General features: G+C 72.4%; 15 protein-coding genes and 2 pseudogenes. 11 read left to right on the top strand and 6 right to left on the bottom strand.

Annotated features, from left to right (window positions below):
• Positions 1-98 precede the first annotated feature (98 nt).
• From ACQP1V_RS10400 to ACQP1V_RS10385, 4 genes are all read left to right on the top strand, one after another.
• Entirely contained in the window at positions 99-1,145 is a 1,047-nt protein-coding gene (locus ACQP1V_RS10400; RefSeq protein ID WP_433421402.1) for an ABC transporter permease, read from the top strand.
• The gene (locus ACQP1V_RS10395) at positions 1,142-1,948 is read left to right on the top strand and encodes an ABC transporter ATP-binding protein (RefSeq protein WP_433421399.1); all 807 of its coding nucleotides are present in this window, start codon (positions 1,142-1,144) and stop codon (positions 1,946-1,948) included. The genes ACQP1V_RS10400 and ACQP1V_RS10395 overlap by 4 nt, the downstream gene beginning before the upstream one ends.
• Positions 1,949-1,985: 37 nt before the next feature.
• Complete coding sequence (locus tag ACQP1V_RS10390) at positions 1,986-2,963, top strand: malate dehydrogenase (protein WP_387413197.1); 978 nt, start codon at positions 1,986-1,988, stop codon at positions 2,961-2,963.
• A 146-nt stretch (positions 2,964-3,109) separates the two neighbouring features.
• A complete protein-coding gene (locus tag ACQP1V_RS10385; protein ID WP_433426160.1) occupies positions 3,110-4,144 on the top strand; it encodes a hypothetical protein in 1,035 nt (344 codons plus the stop codon).
• A 78-nt stretch (positions 4,145-4,222) separates the two neighbouring features.
• Here ACQP1V_RS10385 and ACQP1V_RS10380 read toward each other — a convergent pair.
• The 3 genes and pseudogenes from ACQP1V_RS10380 to ACQP1V_RS10370 all read right to left on the bottom strand — a co-directional run.
• Positions 4,223-4,660: pseudogene (locus ACQP1V_RS10380) on the bottom strand (DUF998 domain-containing protein); the annotation flags it as partial.
• A gap of 182 nt (positions 4,661-4,842) precedes the next feature.
• Positions 4,843-5,694 (bottom strand): phosphotransferase enzyme family protein, encoded by an 852-nt coding sequence (locus tag ACQP1V_RS10375; protein WP_433421397.1) that lies wholly within the window; start codon positions 5,692-5,694, stop codon positions 4,843-4,845.
• Between the two features lie 179 nt (positions 5,695-5,873).
• Positions 5,874-7,325: a helix-turn-helix domain-containing protein gene (locus ACQP1V_RS10370; RefSeq protein WP_433425800.1), complete on the bottom strand. Its 1,452-nt coding sequence runs from the start codon at positions 7,323-7,325 to the stop codon at positions 5,874-5,876.
• A gap of 363 nt (positions 7,326-7,688) precedes the next feature.
• Here ACQP1V_RS10370 and ACQP1V_RS10365 point away from each other — a divergent pair, with 363 nt between their 5' ends.
• Positions 7,689-7,973 carry a hypothetical protein gene (locus tag ACQP1V_RS10365; RefSeq protein ID WP_067135941.1) on the top strand — a complete coding sequence of 95 codons (285 nt, stop codon included), beginning with the start codon at positions 7,689-7,691 and terminating at the stop codon, positions 7,971-7,973.
• A 124-nt stretch (positions 7,974-8,097) separates the two neighbouring features.
• A pseudogene (gene cysS, locus ACQP1V_RS10360) lies at positions 8,098-9,434 on the top strand (cysteine--tRNA ligase); the annotation flags it as partial.
• Positions 9,435-9,944: 510 nt separating this feature from the next.
• Here the strand turns inward: cysS and ACQP1V_RS10355 are convergent.
• Both ACQP1V_RS10355 and ACQP1V_RS10350 read right to left on the bottom strand, forming a co-directional pair.
• Positions 9,945-12,095, bottom strand: a complete 2,151-nt coding sequence (locus ACQP1V_RS10355; protein ID WP_433421394.1) for a hypothetical protein — start codon at positions 12,093-12,095, stop codon at positions 9,945-9,947.
• Between the two features lie 50 nt (positions 12,096-12,145).
• On the bottom strand, positions 12,146-13,255 hold the full coding sequence (locus tag ACQP1V_RS10350) for a glycosyltransferase family 4 protein (RefSeq protein ID WP_433421391.1): 1,110 nt from the start codon (positions 13,253-13,255) through the stop codon (positions 12,146-12,148).
• A 68-nt stretch (positions 13,256-13,323) separates the two neighbouring features.
• Between ACQP1V_RS10350 and ACQP1V_RS10345 the strand changes: the two genes are divergently transcribed.
• The 5 genes from ACQP1V_RS10345 to ACQP1V_RS10325 all read left to right on the top strand — a co-directional run bounded on the left by ACQP1V_RS10345 (position 13,324) and on the right by ACQP1V_RS10325 (position 20,194).
• Positions 13,324-14,118, top strand: a complete 795-nt coding sequence (locus tag ACQP1V_RS10345; RefSeq protein WP_387413186.1) for a PIG-L deacetylase family protein — start codon at positions 13,324-13,326, stop codon at positions 14,116-14,118.
• Positions 14,119-14,219: 101 nt separating this feature from the next.
• Positions 14,220-15,266, top strand: a complete 1,047-nt coding sequence (locus ACQP1V_RS10340; protein WP_433421387.1) for a lysylphosphatidylglycerol synthase domain-containing protein — start codon at positions 14,220-14,222, stop codon at positions 15,264-15,266.
• A gap of 125 nt (positions 15,267-15,391) precedes the next feature.
• Entirely contained in the window at positions 15,392-18,718 is a 3,327-nt protein-coding gene (locus tag ACQP1V_RS10335) for a BTAD domain-containing putative transcriptional regulator (protein ID WP_433421384.1), read from the top strand.
• 36 nt (positions 18,719-18,754) lie between these two features.
• Complete coding sequence (locus tag ACQP1V_RS10330) at positions 18,755-19,249, top strand: DedA family protein (RefSeq protein WP_433421381.1); 495 nt, start codon at positions 18,755-18,757, stop codon at positions 19,247-19,249.
• 18 nt (positions 19,250-19,267) lie between these two features.
• On the top strand, positions 19,268-20,194 hold the full coding sequence (locus ACQP1V_RS10325) for a D-alanyl-D-alanine carboxypeptidase family protein (protein ID WP_433421379.1): 927 nt from the start codon (positions 19,268-19,270) through the stop codon (positions 20,192-20,194).
• On the opposite strand, the gene ACQP1V_RS10320 is transcribed toward ACQP1V_RS10325, so the two are convergent.
• Positions 20,175-20,975, bottom strand: a complete 801-nt coding sequence (locus ACQP1V_RS10320) for a TrmH family RNA methyltransferase (RefSeq protein ID WP_433421376.1) — start codon at positions 20,973-20,975, stop codon at positions 20,175-20,177. The genes ACQP1V_RS10325 and ACQP1V_RS10320 overlap by 20 nt on opposite strands.
• Positions 20,976-21,022: the final 47 nt, after the last annotated feature.

Genomic DNA, 21,022 nt, shown 5'->3' with positions numbered 1-21,022 from the left:
CCGCTCGTCCTCACGACGCGCCGGACCCGCTTCCCGTCCCAGGCTGGACACCGACCGAGAAACCGAACCACCAGACCACCGCCGGGGAGACACACGCCGTGTTCGTGGCACTGCGAGATCTACGCTTCGCGAAGGGACGATTCGCCCTGATGGGGGCCGTCGTCCTGCTCATCACCCTGCTCGTGACCATGTTGTCCGGGCTGACCGCCGGGCTCGCCAGGGAGAACATCTCCGCGATCACGGAGTTGCCCGCGGACCGCATCGTCTTCGCCACCTCCGGGGACTCCGCGCCCTCGTTCTCGGACAGCCGCGTCACCGACACGATGTGGCGGGAATGGCAGCGGGTCCCGGGCGTCTCCAGCGCCGAACGGCTCGGGATCTCCATGGGCCGCGTCGCCTCCGGCGAGCGCGGCACGAGCGCCGCCGTCTTCGGGGTCGAGAACGTCCGGGACGGCGAGATCGTCCTCTCGTCCGTCCTGGCCGAGGAACTGGCCGAGAAACCGGACGGGGAACACACCACGGTGCGGATCTTCGGGCGGGACTTCACCGTCTCGGCGACCGCGGGGAGCGCCTCGTACAGCCACGCCCCCGTGGCCTGGATCAGCATCGGCGACTGGCAGCGGACCGCCGGGCAGGACGCCGTCGCCACGGTGATCGCCCTGCGCACCTCGGGGGATCCGGACCTCTCCGGCGCCGACGCGCGCCTCGGCACCACCACGGTGGACCGGGACGACGCGCCCGCCGCCATCGGCTCCTACTCGTCCGAGAACGGCTCACTGCAGCTCATGCGGGGATTCCTGTTCGCGATCTCGGCGCTGGTCATCGGCGCGTTCTTCACCGTGTGGACGATCCAGCGCCGTGGGGACGTCGCCGTGCTGAAGGCACTCGGCGCGAGCACGGGCTACCTGCTGCGCGACGCGCTCGCCCAAGCCGTCATCGTGCTGCTGCTGGGCGCGGGGATCGGCGGAGCGCTCGGCGCGGGCGCCGGGGCCCTGGCCGGGGACGCGGTCCCGTTCGTCCTGTCCGCCGCCACCACGGCCGTTCCCGTGGCCGTGATGATCCTGCTCGGCGCCGCCGGCGCCGCCCTGGCCATCCGCAAGATCACCTCTGTCGACCCGCTGACCGCGCTCGGAGCCTCCCGATGACCCTCCCGATGCCCCTTCGCCTCGACGACGTCGTCCTCACCTACCCCGACGGCGACCGCACCCTGACCGCGCTCGACCACGTCGATCTGGACGTCGCACGAGGCGAGTTCGCCGCCGTGGTCGGCCCCTCGGGTTCGGGCAAGTCCAGCCTGCTGGCCGTGGCCGCCATGCTCCTCACCCCCGACTCCGGGCGGGTGACCGTGGCCGGGCACGACGTCTCCGACGCGCCGGAGGCCGTCCGGACCCGGATCCGCCGCGATCACATCGGCGTGGTGTTCCAGCAGTCCAACCTGCTCGCCTCGCTCACCGCGCTCGAACAGCTCCTGGTCATGGCGCACATCTCCGGCGCCTCCCCGCGTGCGGCCGCCGTACGGGCACGGGAGCTGCTCATCGCGGTGGACATGGCGGACAAGGAGCACAAGCGGCCGCACCAGCTGTCGGGCGGCGAGCGGCAGCGCGTCAACATCGCCCGCGCGTTGATGAACCGGCCCGAGGTGCTGCTGGTGGACGAGCCCACCAGCGCGCTCGACCACGAGCGCGGCACGCGGATCGTCTCGCTGCTGGCCGGCCTCACCCGGGAGAACGGTCTGGCCACCGTGATGGTCACGCACGACCTCGCCGCGCTTCCGCTGGTGGACCGGGTGCTCACGATGGCGGACGCGAAGCTGTCGGGAGGACTGCCGGGAGGACTGCCGGAAGAACTGTCTGGAGAGCTGTCCGGAGAACGGTCGGGAGGGTTGCCGGAGGATGGACGGAGGACCAACACCGACCTGCTCGCGGCCCCCAAGGGGGTGGGCGAGTAGCATCCGGAGGTCACACCTATCGCGAATGGGGATCGTCATGACCGTCAAAGTGACCGTCACCGGCGCGGCCGGCCAGATCGGTTACGCGCTGCTCTTCCGCATCGCTTCGGGCCAGCTCCTGGGCCCGGACACCCCGGTGAAGCTGAGCCTGCTGGAGATCACTCCGGCGCTGAAGGCCGCCGAGGGCACCGCGATGGAGCTGGACGACTGCGCGTTCCCGCTGCTGCGCGGCATCGAGATCTCCGATGACCCGAACAAGGCCTTCGACGGCGCCAACGTGGCGCTGCTGGTGGGCGCCCGCCCCCGCACCGCGGGCATGGAGCGCGGCGACCTCCTCCAGGCCAACGGCGGCATCTTCGGCCCGCAGGGCCGGGCCATCAACGACCACGCCGCGGACGACATCCGCGTGCTCGTCGTGGGCAACCCGGCGAACACCAACTCCCTCATCGCGCAGTCGGCCGCGCCCGACGTCCCGGCCGAGCGGTTCACCGCGATGACCCGCCTGGACCACAACCGCGCGCTCTCGCAGCTCGGCGCCAAGCTGAACGTCCCGATCACCGAGATCAAGAAGATGACGATCTGGGGCAACCACTCCGCCACGCAGTACCCCGACCTCTACCACACCGAGGTCGCCGGGAAGGTCGCGGCCGAGCTGGTCGAGGAGGCGTGGCTGCGCGACACGTTCATCCCGACCGTCGCCAAGCGCGGCGCCGCGATCATCGAGGCCCGGGGCGCGTCCTCGGCCGCCTCCGCCGCCAACGCCGCGATCGACCACGTCCACGACTGGGTCAACGGCACCCCTGAGGGCGACTGGACCTCGGCCGCGATCCCGTCCGACGGCTCGTACGGCGTGCCCGAGGGCCTCATCTCCTCCTTCCCGGTCGTCTCGAAGAACGGCAAGTGGGAGATCGTCCAGGGCCTGGAGATCGACGCGTTCTCGCGTGAGCGCATCGACGCCTCGGTCCAGGAGCTCGTCGAGGAGCGCGACGCCGTCAAGGAGCTCGGCCTCATCTGACGCCGTCTCGGACGCCGCAGGGACCCCCGTCGCATGTGTGACCACACGCGACGGGGGTCTTCTCATCGGCACGGCAGTTGATGCGGAGTCGTGACCAACCGGGCACTCCTCCCGTCGGTCTAACGACGGGGAGAAAGGGGAGTCCAATGACGACGACGACCCGACCGGCCGCACGGGTGCCGGTCCGCAGCGCGATCACCGCCCTCGCCATCGGTGCCATCGGTGCCCTGGGGACGACGGGGGCCATCGGAACCGCCGCATCGCCCGCCGCGGCGAGCGCCCGAACCGCCGTGCATGCGCACGACTCGATCAGGAACGTCTCGGTCAAGGGGTGCCGGGACAAGAAGTACGGCCAGGTCCCGTGCGGGCCGTGGCGGCTCGCCATGCACAGCGGGAAGACCGTCACCTTCACCGACGCGCTGGTCTGGCCGCGCGACGCGAAGGGCAAGACCTACACCTACCTCGCGGCGCCCATCGCGGTCAGCGGCGACGGCCACTCGCTGGTGTACTTCCGCAAGAGCGACAACCGCCTCGTCGTGCGCGAGCTGGGCGGCACGGTCCACGTGATGCCCACGCTCAAGGGGCTGAACGCGAACGCGTCGGTGGAGCTCAGCCTGTCGCAGGACGGCCGCCGCCTGCTCGTCGGCTACTTCGGCTCCGACGGCGAGCGGCGGCCGTACCGCGTCTACGACGTGTCAGACCCGGGTCAGGGCGCGACCCTCCCCAAGACCCTCGTGAACGCCTCCCTCAGCGGCGACGGCGCGACCGTCCTCGGCGAGATCGAGACCGACGAGAACACCCAGACGCTGGTCACCTACGACGCCTCCGGAAACGAGGTGTCCCGGGTCGAGCCACCCCAGGTCGTCGTCAACAACAGCCCGCACGCGCTGTCCTCCGACGGCCGGACCGTCGCCGTCGTCACCGGGTCCGGCGGCGGGGCGCGGCTCAAGCTCTACGACATGGTCGAGGACCGCGTGGTCCGCAGCGTCCGCGTCAAGCTGCCCGCCGGCAGGACGCCGTTCATGCTCGACTGGACCGGTGACCACCAGGTCACGATGCACGTCGACCGCGGGCGCACCATGTGGATCGGCCAGTTCGACAGCGAGACCGGGGCCGGCAAGGTGCGCGACACCTACCCGATGCCCAAGGACGCGTTCGTTTTCGCGGCCTGCGGCGGGTGACAGGCGAGCGCCCGCCAGCAGCGCCATCGCGAGCAGCGCGCCGACCTGGGACACGACCGTCACCCGCTGGGTGAGCCCCGCGGGCATCAGCCCCGGGTCCAGCCCCAGCGTCCGGATCGCGTACGGCACCAGCACCAGGAGGAGCGAGCCGATCGCGATCTGGCTGAAGACGCGGACGGGCCGCGAGCCCGTCCGCCGGGCGATGAGCAGCCCCGCCAGCGGCATGCAGACGAACGCCACGAACGCGGCGTATCGGTGGATCTCACCCGACATCGAGAGGGACATCCCGGGGCGGTCGGTGGGGAAGCCCGCGACCAGCAGCATGCAGCCCGCCCACCCGCCGACCAGCAGCGCCCCCCGGCGCTCCAGCCGGGCGAGCCGTACGGCGTGCAGCGCGGCCCCCGTCGCGAGCAGCGACAGCGAGACGCCGAGCAGCCATCCGTGCGGGGTGAACACGTAATCGCTGATCATGTCCCGGAACGGGTTGAGCCCCGAGACCACGTGCAGAAGTACCATTCCCGCCGAACCGGCGACGATTGCCACATATCCCAACACGATGCCCATGACCACGACTCTGGCGGGAAGATCGACTCCGTCCCATCGGAGATCGGCCGGAAGCGTCCCCGACCTTTCCCCGAGGCGCCCCTAGGGATCTCAGGGTCGGCCCTCCGGGTTCTCCCGCGGGCGAGGGGCGGGTGTCAGCCCGTGGCCGCCATGTACCACCGGGCGTGGCCGTCGCCGCGGGTGAGGGAGTCGAGCCGGCGGGGCAGCTCCTGGCGGGAGAAGGGGTCGCCGGAGGCATTGCGGATGTGGATGCCGACCGCGTACATGTCCCTGACCTCCATCAGGGTGCTGTATCCGGGCCAGCGTCGCAGATCCGAGCCGTATGCGTGGGCGAAGGCGTCCACCTCGGCGGCGCTCAGGCCGAACCGGCGCTGCCCGTGATAGGTGTGCACCAGGTCCCACTCGCGCGGCCCGACCGCGACACCGTCCCAGTCGCACAGCACGACGTGGCCGTCCTGGCAGCGCAGCAGATTGTCGATCCACGCGTCGCCGTGCAGCAGCACGGGCGGCCCGGTCTCCAGCGCCTGCCAGCTCCCGGTGAGATGCTCGATCCGGTCGCTGAGCCAGGAGCGCTGCGCCGGGGTCAGCACCTCGGCCCGGTGCTCGACCGCGTGCCGCACCTCGGCGAGCGGGTCGGTCAGGTGGCGCAGCGCCATCGGCGGCACCGGCTCGCGGTGCAGGTTGCGCAGGATCCGGCCCAGCTCGTGGGTGGTCGGCCGTCCCCGGGCGCGTACGTAGCGCCAGAAGGTCACCGCACGGCCCGCGTGCACGATCGGCTGGCCCGGGATCTCGTCCACGGGACGGACCGTCGGGAACCCCCGGTCGGCCAGCCACCGGGCGACGGCGAGGACCACGGGGAGGCGGGTCAGCGCGTCCGGCGCGGTGGCGATCCGCACCACCATGTCGCCGCGCAGCTTGAACACCGCGTTGCTGCGCAGCCGCATGAGCCGCGCCCCCTCGGCGTCCACGCCGAGCCGCAGGCACACGTCCCGCAGTACGGCGAACGCCTCCTCCGACAGGCTCGGCGTCCGTTCCTGCCTCCCGTCCGCCGCCTCTTCATCGGACCGGCCCGCGGACCGGTCCGATGAAGAGGCCGATGAAGGGACCGGAGGCGGAGCCGATGAAGGGGCCGGGAAAGGAACCGGTGACAGGCCCGGCGACAGGCTCATAGGGCGAGCCGCGCCGACGACTCGGCGAGCACCCGGCTCAGGTGCCGTACGGCCGGCCGGCGCGGATCGGCGTCGGCGAGCAGCGCCTTGGCCCGGGTGACCACGATCGAGGTGCGGTGCTCGGCCGGGACCTGGCTGAGCGCCTCGGCGGCGATCCGGCACGCCTCCTCGTGGTCGCCGTTCCTGGCCAGGTGGGCCGCCTGGTCCAGCAGGATCAGCGCGGGATCGATCGTCTGGAAGCCGGGCGGGAACGCGTCGATCGCCTCGATCTGCTGCGCGTCGCCCAGCTCGATCAGCGTGCCGGTGCGGTAGAACACCATGCGCTTCTCGGTGAAGACGAAGGCCAGGTCGTCCTGCCGCAGTCCGCGCATCCGCGCGAAGATCTGCTCGGCCTCGGCCAGGGCGGTCCTGGCGGCCTTGCCGTCGCCCATGCGGGCCAGGGCACGGGCCTCGGCCGCGGCCGCGAGCGCCGCCGGCGAGCTCGGCGCCGACCCGGCCAGCATCCGCGCCTCGCGCGCCAGCCGCACCGTCTCGTTGAGGTCGCCGTAGTAGTAGAGCAGCATCGTCTGCTGCGCCCGGACCAGGGCGCGCAGCCGCAGGTCGCCGACATCGTCGGACGCCGTACGCGCGGTGCCGTACCAGGCGTGGGCCTGCCGCGTGTCGCCGAGCTTCATCAGCGCGTCGGCGGACAGCAGCGCGAGCATCGTGGTCGCGGTGAGCAGGCGACGCTGCGCCGAGGCCGGCTGCCGCATCACCGTCAGCTTGCGCACGTCGGCGATCTCCAGCATGACCCGGCAGAGCATGGGCATCGGCGGGGTGGTCATGTACTCCCTGCGATGGCGCAGCACCTGCTCGTCCAACCGGTCGAGCTGGTCCTCGGTGACAGTGCCGATGGCGAGGGCCCGGTCGAGGTCGTGCCTGGTCCCCTCGACCTCGGCGAAGAACCGGCCGTCCGGGCGGCCCATCAGCGTCGCGTGGTGGAAGAGCGCCCGCCGCCTGGCGTCGTCGGCCCGGTGATCGGCCCGGTGATCAGCGCGGTAATCAACGCGGTAATCAGCGCTGTGATCGGCCCGGTAATCAGCCCGGTAATCAACGCCGTGATCGGCGCTGTGATCGCCCCAGTAATCCGCGCTGCGATCGGTCCTGTGGCCGGCGTCGGCCCGCACCGCCTCCTCCGGCCGGCCCTGCGCCACGACGACGACCTTCGGCCCCCCGGTGTCCTCGCAGTAGTCCGCCGCGAGGCCGAGCCGTACGGCGTTGGCCTTGTACAGGCGGGCCAGCAGGTCGATGGTCTGGGGACGCGGCCTGGCCCGGTTGTTCTCCCAGGCGTTCAGCAGGTCGATGTTCGCCCTCGGCAGGCCGAGCCCGTGCTGCTCGCAGAGGTCCTCCAGCTCCTCGATCGCCTGCCTGGCCGACCATCCGCGCGCCAGCCGGTGAGCCTTGAGCATGCTCACACCGCAGCATCCGTGGATGGCCTGCACCGTCTGCCAGGGGGTCCACCGCCGAGCCTCGGCCTGCTCGCGCCAGCCACGAGCGCACGCGGGGGAATGCTCTCCTCGGGCCATGGTCCTGCCCTTCGCTGCGTGTGGAGGATCTCACCTGGTTACGGATATTTCCCACAGGTTAACGGGACAGCACACAACCCTCCGTACCGTTATGGGTTCGTGGCCCGGGATCCGGTGGTGTTCCACGGAAATCCGGCGAGTTCCCTGGTTGTTGCGCGGTTCCGCGGATTGGGACGGATTGCCGCCTGTTCCCCGGGCAGTCACTCTTTCCGGAGATAGGTCCCCACGTTCCCCGGAGAGACCCCCATGAAGGCAGATCGCAGCGAGGCGATGGACCACCTTCAGCGGCTGGCCGCCCAGCTTGAGGCACACTCCTTCCAGGTACGGCTGACCGCGCCGGCCGGACTCAATCCGCGCCTGCGCGTGATCAACCCGATGGAGCCCACCATGGCCGAGGACGTGCTCGCCTCGGACACCAACGACGGCGAGTGGTGGTACTGGCTGTCGTGGGCCGGCCGCATCGGGCACGCCTCCGACGTCGTCACCGCCGCCGAACGCATCGCCAGCGTGTTGCACGTGATCCGCCGATAGCGAGGCCGCGTCACCCGCTATTCCCCCCTTCGGCCGCCCGCACTATCCACATTTCAGGATGTGCGGAGCGCGGGCTTTGCCGTGCTGTCGACAGCGAGCGGATAAGTCGCTTACCCTGGGCTAGGTGGGTCTTCGCCTTTACGATACACGCCGCCGCGCGATGCGCGATTTCTCCCCGCGAATTCCGGGAATGGCATCGATTTATCTCTGCGGCCCCACCGTGGTCGTGCCGCCTCATATCGGCCAGGTCAGATCGCAGGTGAATTTTGACGTCCTGCACCGCTGGCTGCGGCACTGCGGATATCGCGTCCTTTTCTGCCGGAACGTCACCGACATCGAGGACAAGATAATCGGAAGGTCGCTTTCCGAGGGGCTCCAATGGTGGCGGATCGCCGATCCCGTGTACCGGTCGTTCGACCGCGCCTACACCACGCTCGGCTGCCTTCCGCCCAGCGTGGAGCCTCGGGCGACTGGACACATCCCGGAGATGATCGAGCTCGTGGAGCAGTTGCTCGCCGCGGGCCACGCGTACGAGTCGGACGGGAACGTCTATTTCGAGGTGGGCTCCTACCCCGACTACGGCGCACTTTCCCGGCAACAGCCGGAGAACATTCGGATAACAGAGGAGAACGAACGCGGAAAGCGCGACCCGCGCGATTTCGCGTTGTGGAAGCGGGCGAAGCCGGGCGAGCCGGTCTGGCACACCCCCTGGGGCGACGGCCGCCCCGGATGGCATCTGGAATGCTCCGCAATGGCGCGGAAATATCTCGGTCACGAATTCGACATCCACGGCGGCGGCGCGAACCTTGTTTTTCCGCATCATGAGAACGAGCTGGCCCAGTCGCGGGCGGCCGGAGATTCGTTCGCGCGATTCTGGGTGCACAACGGCCCGGTCACCCACCGGGGCGAGAAGATAAGGAAGCACGCGCGCAATCCGCTCGCCGTCCACGCACTGCTCGACCGGGTACGCCCGATGGAGTTGCGCTATTACCTCTGCGCCGCCCACTACCGGTCGCCGCTGGAATTCTCGACCGGCGCGGTCGAGGAGGCGGCGACCGCCTACCGCCGGATGGAGAGGTTCGTGCTGCGGGTCGGCGCGGAGCCCGCCGCCGATCTTCCCGCCCAGTTCAGCGACGCCATGGACGCCGACCTCAACCTTCCCCGGGCGCTGTCGGTCGCGCACGCTACGGTCGCCGAGGGCCACGCGGCGCTCAATTCAGGCGATCATGAAAGTGCCGCGCGGAAATGCGGTTCGGTGCGCGCGATGCTGAATGTGCTCGGCCTCGACCCGCTCGCGGAGGACCGGCCGAGGGAAACGCGCCTCCACGACGTCGCGAGAGCCGTACTCCGGGTCGCGCGGAATCTCGCCGCCGCCGAAGGCGACCGAGAAAGATCAATGATCATGCAGCGAAAGATCGACAACGCGCTCAACAATCGCCGCGAATCCGCGCTTATCGGTCCCTGAGTCCTCGCTCGGACACCAGCCGCAAAGTAACCCGCCGGTTGCTTTCACGCCGTCAGGCGACCGTTTCCATGTCCTCGACTACCGCCCTGCCGACCAGGAGTAGCCCGTCTCAGGCGGCGACCGCCGCACCCGACCACCGCACCCGGCCACCGCACCATGGGCGCGACGCTCCTTGAAGGAGCCCCGCCCATGGTGGCGGCTCACGTCCTTGACGCGGGGGTCCTGACATCCGCGTCCCAATGCGATACCTACTAGTGACCAGGAGTGGGTGATCCTGACGAGTTCTTGGGAATCATGAAACCAAAAGGAGGGCCGGAATGAAGAGAGTCCAGATCACCATGCGGCCTCGGCCGCCGAGGCGCCCCCAGCCCATCGACCTGCGCACCCCTTCCGGGCGCGTCCTTCCCTTCTGAGTCAGACTTCGATCACGTACGGGAACGCCCCCGACGGCGAACGGACCACCCCTCCGGCGACGTACCGGCGACCGCTCCCCATGCTCCCCGGGCTCACCGGGCGTCGGTGGAGGATGGGGAGTGCGCCGCCTCCCCCGAGGGCGCCGGACCGAGTTCGAGAGCCCGCACCCCGGCGGCGAGCGCGAGCGGCACCGCGAGCGCGAGGGTCATCGACAGCACCGCGACGCCGGAGTCGCTGGCGAGGGTGCCGACCACCCCGCTGACCAGGGCGCCGGCCAGCCCCGCCCGCAACATCGGGGCCCGGGCGAACGCCAGCGGCAGCGCCCCGGCCGTGACCTTCCCCGGGTTGCGCAGCGCGAAGACCAGGAACGCGAGCGCCGCGACCAGGATCGGCATCAGGTTCGGGTTGCCGAACGTCCGCAGCATCGCCTCGAGCTTCTGCTGGACCTGCTCGACCGCCTGGCCGTGCGCCACCTGCCCGATGAAGCGGCCTAGATGCGTCTGGTCGGCCTCCGGGCGCAGGTGGTCGAGGAAGGCGACGGTCAGCGCGAAGACCGCGCCGCCCGCGCAGATCACCGCCAGGCGGGCGGCGGACAGCCGTCGTCCCGCGACCAGGACGGCGGCGACGGCGGTCGCCGAGACGAAGCCGATGGTGCCGCCGAACTTGCTCCCCACTCCGGGCCACGCCTCGACGGCGACGCAGGCCAGGCCGATCGCGAGCACCGCGGCGACCGCGGCACGGCGGCGGCCCCGCGCGACCAGGGCCTGGGCGACGGCCGCCGCGCACAGCAGGGCGGACGCGGCGAACAGCGCGTTCGGGATGTTCCCCATCCCGTAGTAGCGCGCGCCGACGACGCCGGTGTACCCCATGACGCCGTTGAGCTGGAGGGTGGTGCCGGTCGCGAGGTCGGCGACGAGCACCGCACCGGTGATCGCGGCCACGACGGTGCCCGGGCCGAGGACCGTCCTCCGCCACGGTCCGGCGAGCGCGACGGCCGTGACCACCGCGTCGATCGCCAGCGCGCCGGCCACGATGGTGAACGCCGGCCACGGGGTCTTCACCCACGGGAAGAGGTTGACCACGTACGTGGACACCGGCAGCGCCGCCAGCGCGAGCGCGGCCACGCGCAGCGCCGACCGGCCGCGCGGGCCGCCTCGCCGCAGGATCAGGTACGCCACCCCGTAGAAGAGCACCTGGGCGACGGCGAAGGCGGTGAAGAAGGCCGCCGTCATGTCGCGGACGGTCTGCCCGGCGACGTCCGCGGCGGCGAGTTCCCGCGCCGCGTCCGCCACGGGTCCGGGGTGGCCGGCGGTCGCCGTCCAGGGCAGGCCCATCACCAGGCCGGGCGTGGCCAGGCCGCGGGCCGCGAGCAGGGTCGCGGTGACGTCCGGCAGGATGACCATGTCGTCGCGGTGGGTGGAGTCGGAGCCGAGCCGGAACCCGCCCGCGCCGCCGGTCCGCGCCGTCTCCGGCGTCCGCATCATCGCGACCCTGAGGTGCGGGGTCCGGTCGTGGTCGGCGAGTCCCGCGACGAGCACCGTCGCGTCCGCCGGGATCCGCGCCAGCGCCTCGCCCACCTCCCGGTCGGCGTCGCGTACGGCCTGAGCCCGGGTCGCGGCGGGCACGTCCTGCTCGTCCGTGAGCGTCCCGGAGGCCAGGTACGGCCGGACCGCGGCGTCCACGTCGATCGCGAGGAACGGGCAGCGCCCCCACTCGGCGGCGGGCAGCTCCGCGACGGTCGCGGCGTACGCGTCCACCCGGCCCGCGCGGTCGGCCAAGGCCAGCGCCGCTCCCGGGCCGACGGCGGCGGAGCACAGGCCCGCGTCGTGGATCGCCTGCCCGAGCAGCCCGGCGCCCTCCGCGTGCGCGCCGGAGGCGTCGGGGGTGACGAGAGCCCCCTGCCCCTGCGCCCGCGGCGCCTCCGGGAGGCATCGTTCGCCCGCCGTCGTGCGGATGCCGGCCGAGATCGTCAGCCAGCCCGCGGCCGGGCAGGTCACCGGCCCCATCGTGCGTACGGACAGCGAGCCGATCGCGCTCTCACCCGCCAGCCGCCACAGGTTGGGCGTCTCCTCTGGGCCGAGGTCGCTCCACCGCAGGCCGGGGACGCCGATCAGGGCCACGCGCGCGGCCGGGGACGTCTGCGCGTGCGCCGCGCCCGCCGTACCGGCGAGCAGCGCACCGGCCGGCACCACGCCCGTGAGCAACAGGACGAGCATCCGGATGAGGGTGGGGATCGCGCGCATGAACGCCGAGCCTAACGCCGCGACCGGCCTGGTCCGCGCCGACAGCGGGGCTACGGCCGCGCGGCGCGGACCTCCGCGTAGCAGCGCTCGAACCCGTCCAGTACGGCCGGCCACGAGCACGCGACCGGCTCCACCTCGCGGTTGTGCGCGGCGATCGAGGCGCGCAGCGGCTCGTCGCGCACCAGGCGCGCGATCGACGAGGCGAGCTCGTTGAAGGTGCGGCCGAGCAGACCCTCCTTGCCCGGACGGACGAAGTCGGCGACCCCGCTCTGCGAGCGCGCGACCACCGGCACCCCGGCCGCCCTGGCCTCCAGGGCGGCCAGCCCGAACGACTCGCGCGGCGCGGGGGCGACGAACACGTCGGCCGAGGCGAGCAGCTCCTTGATCTGGTCACGGGTGAACCGGCCGGGCAGCGACACCCAGTCCATCTCCTGCCCGCGCAGGTACCGCTCCATGGAGCCGCGGGCGGGCCCCTCTCCGACGATCGTGGCGCGCATCGGGATCGTCTCGGGCACACTGGCCCGGGCCGCCTTGAGCAGCTTGAGCAGGCGCACCGGCTGCTTGCGCGGCGCGAGCCGTCCCACCGCCACCACGTGCGCGCCGCCCCGCTCGCCCTCCGGTACGGCACGGCCCGGATCGGGACGCCACGCGGCGACGTCCAGCCCGTTGGAGACGACGTGCACCGGGACGCCGGAGCCCGCCACCGCGCGGATCGGCCGGGCGGCCGCCTCGCTGACCGTCGTCACGGCGATGCCCCAGCGCCGCCACTCGAAGGCGGCCTGCAGCCCCAGATAGAGGCCGGAGGTGATCGGGTCCCACATGCTGTGCACCGTCACCACCACCGGCATCCCGGCGCGTACGGCGGCGCCGACCCCCTGCCAGGCGAACGGCGAGACGGCGCCCGCGTGGACGTGCACGACGTCGGGCCGCCAGCCGGTCATCAGGCGGATCAGGTGGGCGGTGCCTCGGGGGTGGACAGGGAGGTCGAACGGGAGCCCGGCCACGACTCGGCGCACGCCCGGGAGGGGCTCCCCCGGTGTGGCGGTCGCCACTTCGACCGTGTGACCCGCCTCTCGCTGCTTCCCGACGAGGTCGGCCACCTGCACCTCGATGCCGCCGAGACGTGGGAGGTAACAGTCACTGATGTGCAGGATCCTCACCAAACCAGACTGGCAGAGGCCGGGACCGCCATCAAACCGTCGGTCCGGTGGCATGGAATCATTGCGCTGTGTCGAGAACCGCGGTCTTCTTTCACGCTCATCCTGACGACGAGGCGCTGCTGACTGCCGGGACGATGGCGATGCTGGCCGCCGAAGGCCACCGCGTGGTGCTGGTGGTGGCGACCGCCGGAGAGCGGGGCCTCGCCGACCTCCCCCACGGAGACGAGCTGGGCCAGGCCCGCATGAAGGAGCTGAACCGGTCGGCGGAGACGCTCGGCTGCGCCCGGGTCGTGCTGCTCGGGTACGGCGACTCCGGGCTGGCCATCGACGGCGGCGTGGCCGAGGACCGCCCGGACAACGCCTTCATCGACGCCGACAGCGAGGAGGCCGCGCAGCGGCTGGCCGCGATCCTCAAGGAGGAGACCGCCGACCTGCTGACGATCTACGACCCGGCCGGCGGGTACGGCCACCCCGACCACGTCCAGGTGTACCGGGTGGGCAGCCGGGCGGCCGAGATCGCCGGGACCCCCATCGTGCTGGAGGCGACGGTGAACCGGGACCCGCTGCTGAAGGGGGTGCGGCTCGCGGCCCGCCTCTACCCCAAGATCGACGTCCGGAGCTTCGAGCGCGCCTACTCGCCGAGCCACGTGATCACCCACCGGGTGAACGTCCGCAAGTTCGCGCGGGCGAAACGGGCCTCGATGGCCGCCCATGCCAGCCAGACGACCGGCGGCGACGGCGACCGCACGCTGGGCGCGATGCTGAAGATCCCCTTCTGGGCGTACCGGCTGATCTTCGGCACGGAGTGGTACGTCCGGCGCGATCTGCAGCCGGGCACCCGGCTGCACCACCCCTTCCAGTGATCCGCCTCCCTTAGGGGTGCGCTCCTCCCAAAGAAGGAGAGCCACCCCCTGGCGTTGCCGCCAGACTGGTACGGGTCGCCGGCGTGATGGGGAGCGGGAGCATGAGCAAGTGGTTGCGGGTCGTGTTGTCGATCACCTCGCTCGGCCTCGCGGCCGCGCTGATCGTCTTCCTCCCGCAGATCGTCGGGACGATGACCGGGGCGGACATCTCCTGGTCGCAGATCGGCGGCCTGTTCGCCTCGATGAGCTGGCAGATGATCGCCCTGATGACGGGGGTCTGGCTGGCCAGCCTGCTGGCGTACACGTTCGTGCTGACCGGATCGCTGCCCGGCCTGACCCACGCCCAGGCGCTCACGCTGAACGCCGCGGGCAGCGCGGTCAGCAACCTGCTGCCGTTCGGGGGCGCGGCGGGGGTGGCGGTGACCTTCGGCATGACCCGCGGGTGGGGGTTCACCACCCGCTCGGTCGTGGTGCTGACCCTGGTCAGCGGCATCTGGAACACTTTGTTCCGGTTCATCCTGCCCGCGGCCGGCATCCTCGCGCTGCTGATGTCAGGGCGTGCGCTGAGCCCGGCGGTGGCCGACGCCGGGTGGGCGGGCGCGATCTCGATCCTCGTCCTGGTCGCCGTGGTCGCGTCGGCGCTCTACTGGGAGAGCGCCGCCCGGGTGCTCGGCCGCGCCCTCGACGCCGTCGCCCGGCTCGCGCCGCGGCGGATCCGCCCGGCCGAGAACTGGGTCTCGGACGCCCTCACCCGGCTGCGCAAGGACACGACCGACGTGGTGCACAGCCGCTGGGCGAGGCTCTCCCTCGGCATGGTCGCGTTCCTCGTCCTCCAGTGGCTGATCCTCGTGCTCTGCCTCCAGGCCACCGGCTCCTATCCAGGCCTGGCCGAGTCGATCGCCGTCTTCGCGCTCTCCCGCGTGCTGACCAGCGCCCTGGCCACGCCGAGCGGGGCCGGTTTCATGGAGGCCGGCACGGCGCTCGCCCTGGTGGCGTTCGGCGCTCCGGAGGCGGGCGCGACCGCGGCGGCCATCCTGTTCGGCTTCTGGACGTACACGATCGAGATCCCGTGGGGCGGTCTCGCGCTCGGCGGCTGGGCGCTCTTCCGCCGCCGCTCCGGCGACGCCGGTCCGGTGCGCACGCGGTGAAGCGAACGGCCGACGACGACCTCTTCCAGGCTTGAACGCGATACTTTGTCCGCGGAGGATGACCGGGCTCGGCAGGCGTCGAACGAGGCCGTTGCCAGCGAGCGACCCCCCGGGCGCAGGCGACCATGACCACAGTGGCATTCCGGGTTCTAGGCCCGGTCGAGGCGTACGACGGCGGTCGGGAGCTCGATCTCGGCGGGCTGCGCCAGCGCGCGGTTCTCGCCCGGCTGCTGGCCGCCCGCGGCCAGGTCGTGCCGGTCGACACTCTGCTGTTCGACCTGTGGGACGACGCGCGGGGCGCGCAGTCCGGGCTCCAGGTCTACATCTCACGGCTGCGCCGGGTGATCGAGCCGGACCGGCCGCGCGGCGGCCCCACCCGGCTGCTCGTCACGGTCGCGTCCGGGTACGCCCTGCGCGCCGCCCCCGAGCAGGTGGACGCGCTGCGGTTCGAGGCGAGCGTCCGTTCCGCGGGTGAGCGGCTGGAGGACAAGCCGCCCTCGGCCCGGTCCCGGCTGGAGACGGCGCTCGGGCTGTGGCGCGGCACGCCGTACTCCGACTTCGCCGAGCAGCCCTGGGCGGAGGCCGAGGTGGCGCGGCTGAACGAGCTGCGCCTGGTGGCGCGCGAGCGGTACGCCGACGCCGGGCTGCGGATGGGCCTGCACGCCGAGACGGTCCCCGACCTGGAGGCGCTGACCGCCGAGCACCCGCTGCGCGAGGAGGGCTGGCGGCTGCTCGCGCTCGCGCTCTACCGCTGCGGCAGGCAGGGGGACGCGCTGGCCGCGCTGCGCCGGGCCCGGGCCGTGCTCTCCGACGAGTTGGGCATCGACCCCGGTCCCGCGCTGCGGAAGATGGAGGGCGACATCCTCGCCCAGGACCCGGGCCTCGATCTCCCCCCGCAGGCGCAGCGCCGGGTCCAGGAGGTGACCTGGTCCTGGCCGCCGCGTCCGGTCGAGGCGGGCCCGCTGCCGCCCCTGGAGCCCGAGCCGTTCGTGGGACGCGACGGCGAGCTGGCCAGGCTGGTGTCCGCCGCGCCGCACGCCGGGGCCGGCCGGTTCACGGTCGCGCTGATCGGCGGCGACGCGGGGGCGGGCAAGACCACGCTCGTCCGGCAACTCGCCACCCGGCTCGACGGCTGGGTCAGCGCGGTGGGCGGCTGCCCCGACAGCAACGCGACGCCGCCGGGGTGGGCCTGGGTCGAGGTGCTGCGGGCGCTGATCAAGCGAAGGGGCGCGGGCGAGTACGCCGCGCTCCTCGCGCCGCTGCTGGACGACGCCGCGCCGGACAGCTCCGACGACGAGGCGTCCGGCGGGTTCCGGCTGCACCGGGCGGTCGGCGGTTATCTGTCCGCGGTCGCCCGCGAGGCGCCGCTGCTGATCGTCCTGGAGGACCTGCACTGGGCCGACGAGCAGACGCTCGCGCTGCTTCGCGCCCTGCCCAGCCTGCTCGCCGCGAGCCGGGTGCTGCTGGTGGTCACCTGCCGCGAGGGCGAGCTGAACGACCGCCAGCAGGACGTGCTGGCCGCGCTCGCCCGGCTGGCCCCCGTACGCGTCGGGCTGGACGGGCTGGACGCCGCGTCGGTCGCCGAGCTGGTCCGGGCGACGTGCGTGCGCGACGTGGACGAGGAGGTCGTCACCGCGATCGTCGAGCGGACCGGTGGCAACCCGTTCTTCGTCAAGGAGACGGTGCGCCTGTTCGAGGCGGAGGCGGACCTCTCGCAGGTGCCCTCCGGAGTGCGCGACGTGCTGCGGCGGCGGATCGCCCGGCTGCCCGCGAAGGCGCAGCAGGTGCTGCTGCAGGCCGCGGTGATCGGCCGGGACGTGGACGTGGACGTGCTCGTGGACGTGTCCGGCGACGAGGACGCCGTGGTGGACGCGGTCGAGGCGGGCCTGCTCGCCGGACTGGTGACCGAGCCGGGGCCCGGGATGCTCAGGTTCGACCACGACCTGGTGCGCGACACCATCTACTCCGACGCGTCGCGGCTGCGCAGGTCGCGGCTGCACGCGGCGGTCGCCTCGGTGATCGAGCGGCGCACGCCCTCGGACGTGGCCGCGCTGGCGCACCACTACGAGGCGGCGGGCAGCGTGGAGACGGCGGCGAAGGCGGAGCGGTACGCGGGCCTCGCCGCCGAGCAGGCCGAGCGCCGCTACGCGCACCGCGAGGCGGCGTCGCTGTGGCAGCGGGCCATCTCCGCCTTCGACCGCGCCCGCGCGGGCGGTGTGCGGGAGCGCCTGGAGCTGCAGCTCCGGGTGATCCGGGCGCTGGCGCTGTCCGGCGACATGACCGCGGCGCGGGCGCACCGGCGGGAGGCGATGGACGTCGCGCTGCCGCTCGGCGACCTGGAGCTGACCGCGCGGGTCGCGGCGGCCCTGGCGGTGCCGCACAAGGGCATCGCCCGCGACCTCACCCGCACCGCCTGGGAGATCGTCGACGTCACCGAGAAGGCTCTGGTCGAGCTGCCGCCGGGTGAGCAGACCCTGCGCGCCAGCCTGCTGGCCACGCTGGCGCTCGAACTGGAGGGCTCCGCGACGCAGCGCGGCTACCAGGCGTCGCTGGAGGCCGAGGAACTGGCGCGTTCCAGTGGCGACCCCGCGCTGCTCGCGATGGCGCTGAGCGGCCGGCTCCGCCAGTCGTACACGATGACGCAGGTGGACGAGCGGGAGACCATCGGCCGCGAGCTGCTGCGGGTCGGCGCGGAGTCCGGGCAGATCTCGGTGCGGACGCTGGCGCACCTGGTCCTGCTGGAGTGCGCGGCGGCGCGTGGCGACTTCGCCGAGGCCGACTCCCATCTCGCGCAGGCCGAACGGCTGGGCCGGCAGTACGACCTGCCCGCCCCCGCCGCCGTGGGCGCCTGGTACGCGGGACAGCGGCTGATGATCAGCGGTGACTACGCGGGCGCGGAGCGCGCCTACCGGAACGCGGCCCGGCTCACGGCCCGCGCGGGGATGCTGGAGGGGCGCCAGGACCTGCCGCTGATCGCCTCGTTCTGCCTGCACCTCGTGCGGGGACGCGCGGACGAGATGGTCGAGCCGCTCGGGGAGGCGCACCAGCGGGGCGCGAAGTGGACCCTCGACGCGTACGCGCTGGCCCTCGCCTCGGCCGGGCACATGAAGGACGCGCGGGCCGTCGCGACGACCCGGGAGCCGGTCAGGACCGACTACCTGTACGAGCTCGCCCTCATCTGGCGAGCGCTGGCCGGCATCCTCCTGTCGGACACGGCCCGGATGCGCGAGGCGTACGACCGGCTTGTCCCGTTCCGGGATCGGATCGCGGGGGCGGGCACCGGCGTGGTCGCGCTCTGGCCGGTGGCCCGGACGCTCGGCGATCTCGCCGTACGGCTCGGCCTGCCGGCGAGGGAGCACTACGAGAACGCGCTCGCGGTCGCCGAGCGGGTCGGCGTCGAGCGTTGGGTGTCCGAGGCGCGGGCGGCCCTGTCAGACGAGACGGTAAGGTAAGGCAGACCTAAGCGACATGTCGTAGGAGAGGTGGAAATGCCCGACCCGATGTCCGCCTCGTTTCTCGGAATGCCGCTCTGGGTCGTCGTCGCGATCGGCGCCGTCGCGCTGTTCGGCGCGTTCCAGGTGTACTACTGGGTCGGCCGCACGGTCGGCAACGCGCTCTACCGCTCGCGGCTGGGCCGGAAGATCGGCCAGGAGCGCATCCTCAAGGTGGAGAACATGGTGCGCCGGTGGGGCGCGTTCGCCGTCTACGGCTGCTTCTGGGTGCCCGGGCTGCGCCACACCCTGCCCTGGGTGGCCGGCGTGCTCCGGGTCGACTACCGCTGGTATCTCGTCGCCAGCGCCCTGGGCTGCCTGACCTGGGCGCCGATCACGGCGTTCGGGCTCTACACCGTGTTGTGGGGGTGGCTGAAGGTCGCCGCCGAGTCTCCCTCGATCGCGGCCGCGGTCGCCGCCGTCGCGCTCGGCGCGGTCGCCGGTTTCATCCTCTGGCGCCGTCGGCGGCGTCAGCCGGAGGCCGGCGCGTGATCGTGCCATCATGACGGGATGCGCATCGGTCTGATCACGGCGTTGTCGGCCGCCTTCCTGGCGTTCGGATCGGTCGGGACGACCGCCGTCGCCGACACCGCCACCTCCCCCATTCCCGCGGCCCGCGCGGTCACGACACAGGACGCGCCCCAGGTGACGGCCCGCGCCGCGTACCTCGTGGACACGACGGCGGACCAGGTCGCGTTCACCAAGCGGGACACCCGCCGCCTCCCCGTGGCCAGCCTCACCAAGGTCATGACGGCCTACGTGGTGCGGCGCGAGGCGTCACTCGACGACGTCATCAAGATCACCGCGGCGGACGTCAAGCACGCGGTCGCGAACGGGGCCACCAGCGGCGGCCTGCGGGCCGGCGAGCGGCTGACCGTGCGCGAGCTGCTCTACGCGCTCATGCTGCCTTCGGGCGCGGACGCCGCGCACGCGCTGGCCGAGCGGTACGGCCCGGGCACCTCCCGCTTCGTCGCCAAGATGAACGCCGCCGCCGCGAAGCTCGGCCTGGCCGGCACCCGGTACGTCAATCCCGACGGGCTGCCCGCGAAGGGCGCGTACTCGACCGCCAGGGACCAGGTGGCCCTCGCCCGGGTCGTACTGGACGACCCGGTGATCGCCGTGGTCGCCAAGGCGCGCACGCACAAGGTGGTGGCCTCGAAGATCCACCGCGCGCACGTCTGGCGCAACACCAACACGCTCCTGTCGTACGGCTCGTACGGCGCGATCGGCCTCAAGACGGGATACACCGCGGCCGCCGGGTTCTGCCTCACCTTCGCGGCGGTGCGCGACGAGCACACGTACGTGGGCGTGATCCTCGGCGAGACCAGCGAGGCGCGCCGCCTCGCCACGGCGCGCAAGCTACTCGACTGGGCGGCCGGCGAGCCCGAGTCCGGCGGAGCCGTCCCGGCGGCCCCGGTCAGCGCGCGGCGGCGGTGAGCAGGTAGCAGGCGATCGCGGCCGCGGCGGCGACGTTGAGCGAGTCGACCTCCCGGCTCATCGGGATCCGCACCCCCTGGTCGGCCTCGGCCAGCCAGCGTGACGACAGCCCGTCGCCCTCGGAGCCGAGCAGCAGCGCGGTGCGCCCGCCGGTCAGCGCCTCCTCGATCGGGACGGCGCTCTCGGCGGGGGTGAGGGCGAGCAGCCGGAAGCCGTGGTCGCGGAGCTCGGCCAGGCCGTCGTGCCAGTCCTTCAGCCGCGCGTACGGCACCGAGAAGACGGAGCCCATCGACACCTTGACCGACCGCCGGTAGAGCGGGTCGGCGCAGCGCGGCGAGAGCACGATGGCGTCGACCCCGAGCGCGGCCGCGCAGCGGAAAATCGCGCCGACGTTGGTGTGGTCCACCAGATCCTCCAGCACGACCACGTGCCGGGCGCCACGCAGCACCTCGGCGACCGAGGGCAGCTCGCGCCGCGCCATCGAGGCGAGCGCGCCCCGATGCACCTGGAAGCCGGTGATCCCCTCCATGACCTCGTCGGAGACCAGGTAGACGGTGACGCCGTCCCCGTCGATGAGGTCGGCGAACCTGTCCAGCCACTTGGCCGTCATCAGCATGGAGCGGACCCGGTGCCCGGCCGCGATCGCCCGGCGGATCACCTTCTCCCCCTCGGCCAGGAAGAGGCCCCGGCCGCCTTCGAGGCTCTTGCGCAGGTCGACGTCGCGGAGCCGTACGTAGTCGGCGATGCGGGGATCCGTGCTGTCTTCGACGGGAATGACCACCCGCCAAGGGTACGGCGTGCGCCGGGGAAACGCCCATTATTGATCAC

Source organism: Microtetraspora malaysiensis (genome assembly GCF_050947145.1).
In the GTDB taxonomy this organism is placed as follows: Bacteria; Actinomycetota; Actinomycetes; order Streptosporangiales; family Streptosporangiaceae; genus Microtetraspora_A; species Microtetraspora_A malaysiensis.
The sequence above is the reverse complement of the archived record's forward strand: the minus strand, read 5'-3'. Positions and strand labels throughout refer to the sequence as shown.